This window comes from Sinomonas humi, assembly GCF_000802235.1.
GTDB classification, from domain to species: Bacteria; Actinomycetota; Actinomycetes; order Actinomycetales; family Micrococcaceae; genus Sinomonas; species Sinomonas humi.
On the sequence record NZ_JTDL01000046.1, the window covers coordinates 1 to 5510 of the forward strand.

At 67.8% G+C, this 5510-nt stretch carries 7 protein-coding genes; 2 read left to right on the forward strand and 5 right to left on the reverse strand.

The features are described 5' to 3' along the window. Positions 1 to 1182, forward strand: a 1182-nt coding sequence (locus LK10_RS04130; RefSeq protein ID WP_043120380.1) for a family 43 glycosylhydrolase, incomplete at its 5' end; no start/stop codon positions are given. Between the two features lie 95 nt (positions 1183 to 1277). Further along, positions 1278 to 1913, forward strand: coding sequence for a TetR/AcrR family transcriptional regulator (locus LK10_RS04135; RefSeq protein ID WP_052206936.1), 636 nt, complete (start codon positions 1278 to 1280; stop codon positions 1911 to 1913). On the opposite strand, the gene LK10_RS04140 is transcribed toward LK10_RS04135, so the two are convergent. From LK10_RS04140 to LK10_RS04160, 5 genes are all read right to left on the reverse strand, one after another. Further along, the gene (locus tag LK10_RS04140; RefSeq protein ID WP_043120381.1) at positions 1903 to 2634 is read right to left on the reverse strand and encodes an SDR family NAD(P)-dependent oxidoreductase; all 732 of its coding nucleotides are present in this window, start codon (positions 2632 to 2634) and stop codon (positions 1903 to 1905) included. The genes LK10_RS04135 and LK10_RS04140 overlap by 11 nt on opposite strands. 48 nt (positions 2635 to 2682) lie before the next feature. Then, the gene (locus tag LK10_RS04145; RefSeq protein WP_043120383.1) at positions 2683 to 3357 is read right to left on the reverse strand and encodes an SDR family NAD(P)-dependent oxidoreductase; all 675 of its coding nucleotides are present in this window, start codon (positions 3355 to 3357) and stop codon (positions 2683 to 2685) included. Further along, the gene (locus tag LK10_RS04150) at positions 3354 to 4379 is read right to left on the reverse strand and encodes a zinc-dependent alcohol dehydrogenase (protein ID WP_043120385.1); all 1026 of its coding nucleotides are present in this window, start codon (positions 4377 to 4379) and stop codon (positions 3354 to 3356) included. The genes LK10_RS04145 and LK10_RS04150 overlap by 4 nt, the downstream gene beginning before the upstream one ends. Continuing rightward, positions 4376 to 5236 (reverse strand): fumarylacetoacetate hydrolase family protein, encoded by an 861-nt coding sequence (locus LK10_RS04155; RefSeq protein ID WP_043120388.1) that lies wholly within the window; start codon positions 5234 to 5236, stop codon positions 4376 to 4378. The genes LK10_RS04150 and LK10_RS04155 overlap by 4 nt, the downstream gene beginning before the upstream one ends. Then, positions 5233 to 5510, reverse strand: a 278-nt coding sequence (locus LK10_RS04160) for an SMP-30/gluconolactonase/LRE family protein (protein WP_043120390.1), incomplete at its 5' end; no start/stop codon positions are given. The genes LK10_RS04160 and LK10_RS04155, both read right to left, overlap by 4 nt.

Consider the following 5510-nt stretch of genomic DNA (forward strand, 5'->3'; position numbering starts at 1 on the left):
CTGATCGTGAACTCAGCTCTGGCCGAGGGTCCATGGTCCGACCCTGTGTTCGTCCCCGAGGCCGTGGGCATCGACCCCGACCTTGTCTGGGATGGCGAAGGAACGGCCCATCTGTCCTGGAAGTCCTTCCATCCGGATCTCTCGGGCATCGCAAGCGCTCCCGTCGACCTCAGGACCGGCGCCTTCCTGGACGAGCCGGCGATTCTCTGGGCCGGGACGGGTCTGCCACACACCGAGGCCCCGCACCTGTACAGGATCGGCGGCTGGTGGTACCTCTTCGTCGCCGAGGGTGGAACCGAGCGCGGCCACGTCGTCAGCGTTGCCCGCTCGCGGTCGCTTCGCGGTCCCTACGAGGGGGCGCCCACCAACCCGATCCTCACCCATCGCAGCACGGACGATCCGGTGCAGAACACGGGCCATGCGGACCTCGTCCAGACGGCCGACGGCGGGTGGGCCATCGTCTACCTCGGCGTCCGGCCCCGCGGGACAGGCCACGGTTTCCACGTGAATGGGCGCGAGACATTCATTGCCGGGTTGGACTGGGTCGATGGATGGCCTGTCATCCGCGAGGATCGCTTTGTCGTCCCGGCTCAGGTCCACAGTTTCACGGACGACTTCACCGGCGAACATCTGCACCCGCGCTGGATCTCGCCCGGTGCCGGCCCGGCATCCTTCACTGCCGCGGTGCCCGACGGCTTGCGGCTGACCCATGGCGCGGAACGGGACTCACCGGCCCTGCTGGCGACTCGCTCTCTCGACCCGGAATGGACGGCGGAGCTCTGTCTCGACGTATCCAGAGGGCGGGCTCGCGTGCTCGTCAGACTCGACGATGACCATTGGTACGGCCTTGAGGCCGACCGCCATTCCGCAGAGGTCGTCCTTCACGTGGGGCCAGTCGTCGGCACACCGACCCGCATACCCATGACGGGTCAGTCTCAACTCACGGTCAAGGTGCATGCTCGCCAGCGCCCGGCGCCTCAACCCTGGGGCGCTCACCCGGAGCCAGACCTCGTCGGGTTCGCTCTGCTGGTCGAGGGCAGGGAAGTGCCGCTCGGCGAGTTCGACGGCCGCTACCTCTCCACCGAGGTCGCGGGCGGGTTCACCGGCCGCGTGTGGGGCGTGGAGGTCCTCGAGGGCGAGGTGACCGTCACGAGCGCCCGCTACGGATCGCACACCTTGTAAGGCCCGACGCTGAGGAATTAAGCCGAATTCGCGCCCCGATGGTAGTTTGGCCAGACTGAATTCGCCACGAGGCGTGTCAGGCCGAAGGGAGATCGATGGCGGGTCGGGAGGGGCCTCGCGGCCCGTACGCGAAGACGGCCGCGACTCGAGACCGGATCCTGGATGCAGCAGAGGCGGTATTCGCTGAGAACGGCTTCCTCGCATCTACCGTCAAACAGGTCGCCGCACGCGCCGAGATCAGTGAACGCGGGCTGGTCCATCACTTCCCCTCGAAGTCCGAGCTGCTCACCGGCGTCCTCGCTCGCCAGGAGGAGCGGACCGGTGCCGACTTTCCCGCCCAGGGTGACCTGCGCAGTCTTGGAGCCCTCATCGAGCAGCAGAAGTGGTTGGAGAAGAGCCCCAACACGCTCGAGCTCCAGGCAGCGCTCATCGCCGAATCCACGTCTCCGAGTCATCCGGCACACGCGCATTTCGCATCCCGCTACGAGATGCTGCACCAGTACGTCGTTACCGCTTTCCAATCGCTCGCGGATCAGGGCGCGCTCGAGTCCTCGCTGTCCCCGGAGGACCTCGCCTCCGGGTTCGTCGCCCTTTCCGACGGGTTGCATCTGCAATGGCTCTTCAACCGCGACAAGCCTCTGCCATCAGGCGTGCTCCAGAGGTTTCTCGAGTCGATTGTTCCGGGCCTTCGCTCGGCCACCGCCCCCGAGGAAGACGCGGCTACACCTTGACCGCGGGCAGCCCTCCGTCGACGGCAAGCACTATCCCGTTCGTCGATCCCGATCGGGGGCTCGCGAGATAGGCCACCGCATCTGCAACTTCCTCAGGCCGTACCAGTCGATGGTGCGGCTGGCGTTCCTCGAGCGCCTCCCTTGTCGCGGCCGGGTCGCCTGTGGCTTCCATCAGGCGCGCGACCCACGGTGTGTCCACGGTGCCCGGAGCGACGGCGTTGACGCGGATGCCTTCGCGGAGGTGATCAGCCGCCATCGCCCGGGTCAGCGATACTACGGCGCCCTTCGTCGCGCCGTAGAGGGCTCGCTGCGGCAGGCCGACTGTCGCGACGACCGAGGCCATGTTGACGATCGATGCCGAGGGCGACTGGCGCAAGTAGGGGAGAGCCGCCCGGGTGGCCCGGGCGATCCCGACCACGTTCACGTCCCACACACGGTGCCACTCCTCGTCGTCGTTCGCCTCGACGCTTCCCTGGGCCCCGATGCCCGCGTTGTTGACGAGGATGTCGATCCGCCCGTGCCGCTCGGCGATCGCGGTGATCGCGTTGCGGACGGAGTCGTCGTCGCCCACATCCGCAACGAAGCCCTCCGGCACGCCGGAAACATCGCGGTCGAGGACCGCCAGTGTGGCGCCCTCGTCGCGAAGCCGCTCGACGATGGCTGCGCCGATCCCCGAGGCGCCCCCGGTCACGACGGCGACCATTCCTTCCATTGCCAGCATCTGCTGTATCACCTCATCCTTTTCTGCTGATCCTGTTCGGAGCCTTGCTCAGTAGGTGGCGCGGCCGCCGCTGATGTCGTAGACCGCACCTGTGGAGAAGCTGACAGCGTCCGAGGCCAGCCAGGCGACGAGGTTCGCAACCTCCTCGGGCCGGCCCACTCGCTTCATCGGGATGAGGCTCGTGATGTGGGCGAGGACCTCGGGCGCGGTGTCGTCGTTCATAGGGGTGGCGATGACGGCTGGCGCGATGGCGTTGACCAGGACCCCGGTGGTGGCGAGCTCCTTCCCCGCGGCCTTGGTCAGTGCGATGACGGCGGCCTTGGAGGCGGAGTAGATCGAGAGGTTGGGGTTTCCGTCCTTGCCGGCCATGCTCGCGAAGTTGACGACGCGGCCCCATCCGCGCTCCACCATCTGGGGGACGAAGGCACGCATGGTTGCCGCGGTGCCGAGGACGTTGACGTCGAGCACCCGCCGCCACTCGTCGGAGGCGGTATCGAGCAAGGGCTTGTTGGGGCCGACGATCCCGGCCGAGTTGACGAGGATGTCGACGGATCCTACAAAGTCCACGGCCTGGGCCAAGGCTGCGTCGTCGGTCACGTCAAGGTGTACATCACGGTCGCCGGCGACGTCGATGGTCGTCACCTCTATGCCTTCAGTGCGGAGTTTCGATGCGGTCGCTGCGCCGAGGCCACTTGCTCCGCCGGTGATGACTGCTCGTCTCATGGGGTTCCCTTCTCTGGAAAGGCGATGTGGATCTTGGGACCTGGGCCCGTGTTGTCAGGCTTGTCTCCGGAGAGGATGCCGGCCAGCTCGTCGATCCCGATGACGGCCGAGACGAGTGGGCGCGGGTCGACGGCGCCGTCGGCGAAGGCGCGGATTGCGCCGCCGAGCCCTTGGCTGGCGCCGAGGATGCCGACGGCGGTGACGTCCTTAAGTGCGAGGCTGCGGGTGTCCACGAGGCTGGGGCTGCCGGCCAGACCCACGAAGACCACGCGCTTGCCCGGTTCGACGAGCTCGACGGCCTTCGCCGGAAGCTGGGGGGCGTTGGAGGCATCGATCACTGCGTCCCAGGGCAGATCCGGCAGGGACTCCGCGGTCCACGCATGGTGGAAGCCGAGCGAGCGTGCGAAGTCGAGGGAGGCTGGGCTGCGGCCCATGAGGTGGACTTCTGCTCCGGCCGCTTTGGCGAACATGGCGGTCAGGAGGCCGATTGTCCCCGCCCCGAGCACGAGGACCGTGTCTCCGTCCCCGGCCTGCGCTCCCCAGACGGAGCGGAGCGCATTGCCGGCGGGCTCGACCAGGGCGCCGGCGGTGTCATCGACCGAGTCCGGCAGGGCGTGCAGGTACCGCGCAGGGTAGGCCATGCGCTCGGCAAGGGCTCCCGGCATTCCGCCTCGGATCCCCAGTTCGAAGCGGTCCTCGCACACGTGGTGGCGGTCGTCGCGGCAGCGGTCGCAGTGACCGCACCCGATCATGGTGTCGCCGGTGACGCGGCGTCCGACCCATGACGCGTCCACGCCCTCTCCGGCCTCGGCCACGACGCCCATCCATTCGTGGCCGAGCCGGATCGGGAACTCAGCATGGCCGTCGTGGAGGTACTGCATCTCGCCGGTGTAGAACTCGACGTCGGTGCCGCACACTCCGACCTGTCGCACGTCGATCAGGACTTCCCCGGGGCCCGCGACCGGTTCGGAGACGTCATCGACTCCGACGTCGTGCGGACCGCGGACGACGAAGGCCTTCATCGGTGCGCCACGACGTTCTGCCGCTGCCGGCCGAGCCCTTCGATGCCGAGCTCCATGACGTCGCCGGCGTTGAGCCAGACCTGGGGGGTGAATCCCATTCCGACGCCGGGAGGGGTGCCGGTGTTGATCAGGTCTCCCGGTTCGAGGACCATGAACTGGCTGATGTAGTGGACGATGAAGAACGGGTCGAAGATCATGGTTGCCGTCGAGCCGTTCTGCCGGCGGGTGCCGTTGACGTCGAGCCACATTTCGAGCGAGCGGACGTCGTCGATCTCGTCCTGGGTCACGAGCCAGGGGCCGGCCGGGTTGAAGGTCTCGGCGGACTTTCCCTTGAGCCACTGCCCGTTGCGCTCCATCTGGAAGGCGCGCTCGGAGACGTCGTTGACGAGGGTCCAACCGGCAATCACGTCCCGCGCGGCCTCGACGGAGTCGAGGTAGCTTGCCCGCTTGCCGATCACGATGCCGAGCTCGACCTCCCAGTCGGTCTTCGTGGCGCCTCGGGGAATTCGGACGTCGTCGTAGGGGCCGACGAGCGTGTTGGGGGACTTCGTGAACAGGATCGGCTCGCTGGGGACGGCCTGCCCAGTCTCGGCGGCGTGGTCGCTGAAGTTCAGGCCCACGCAGATGATCTGGTGCGGGCGGGCGATCGGGGCGCCGATCCGCTGGGTCCCGATTGCCTGTGTGCGGCCGGCTGCCGTCCGGTGGGCGACGACGGGGCGGATTCGCTCGATGCCGTCTGTGCCGAAGAACGCCTCGTCGAAGTCGGCGACGACGTCGGACAGGTCGACGTAGGTGTCCTCGTCGACGAGGGCGGCGGGCTTCTCGGCGCCGGTCTCGCCGATGCGCAGGAGTTTCATTCGTTCCTCACTGGGTTGGTGGGCGGAAGGGGGAGGCCGCTCCAGAGCGGCTGGGGGAGTCCGTGGACTCCTGGTCTTGCGGTGAAGAGACGGCCGGAGGCCGGATACTCGGCCAGCTGGGCGTCGGTGAGATCCTGTGTCGCAGTGGTGATGACCAGGGTGTCGAGTTCGGGTCCGGCGAAGACGACACTCGAGGTATGGGGGGCCGGCACGGACACGCTCTCGGTGAGCTCGCCGTCAGGCGAGTACCGGCGGACCTCTCCCAGCCCCCACA

Coding starts and splice junctions, on each gene's coding strand:
- LK10_RS04145 (WP_043120383.1), bottom strand. CDS start 3,357: ATGAGACGAGCAGTCATCACCGGCGGAGCAAGTGGCCTCGGCGCAGCG.
- LK10_RS04140 (WP_043120381.1), bottom strand. CDS start 2,634: ATGCTGGCAATGGAAGGAATGGTCGCCGTCGTGACCGGGGGCGCCTCG.
- LK10_RS04135 (WP_052206936.1), top strand. CDS start 1,278: ATGGCGGGTCGGGAGGGGCCTCGCGGCCCGTACGCGAAGACGGCCGCG.
- LK10_RS04155 (WP_043120388.1), bottom strand. CDS start 5,236: ATGAAACTCCTGCGCATCGGCGAGACCGGCGCCGAGAAGCCCGCCGCC.
- LK10_RS04150 (WP_043120385.1), bottom strand. CDS start 4,379: ATGAAGGCCTTCGTCGTCCGCGGTCCGCACGACGTCGGAGTCGATGAC.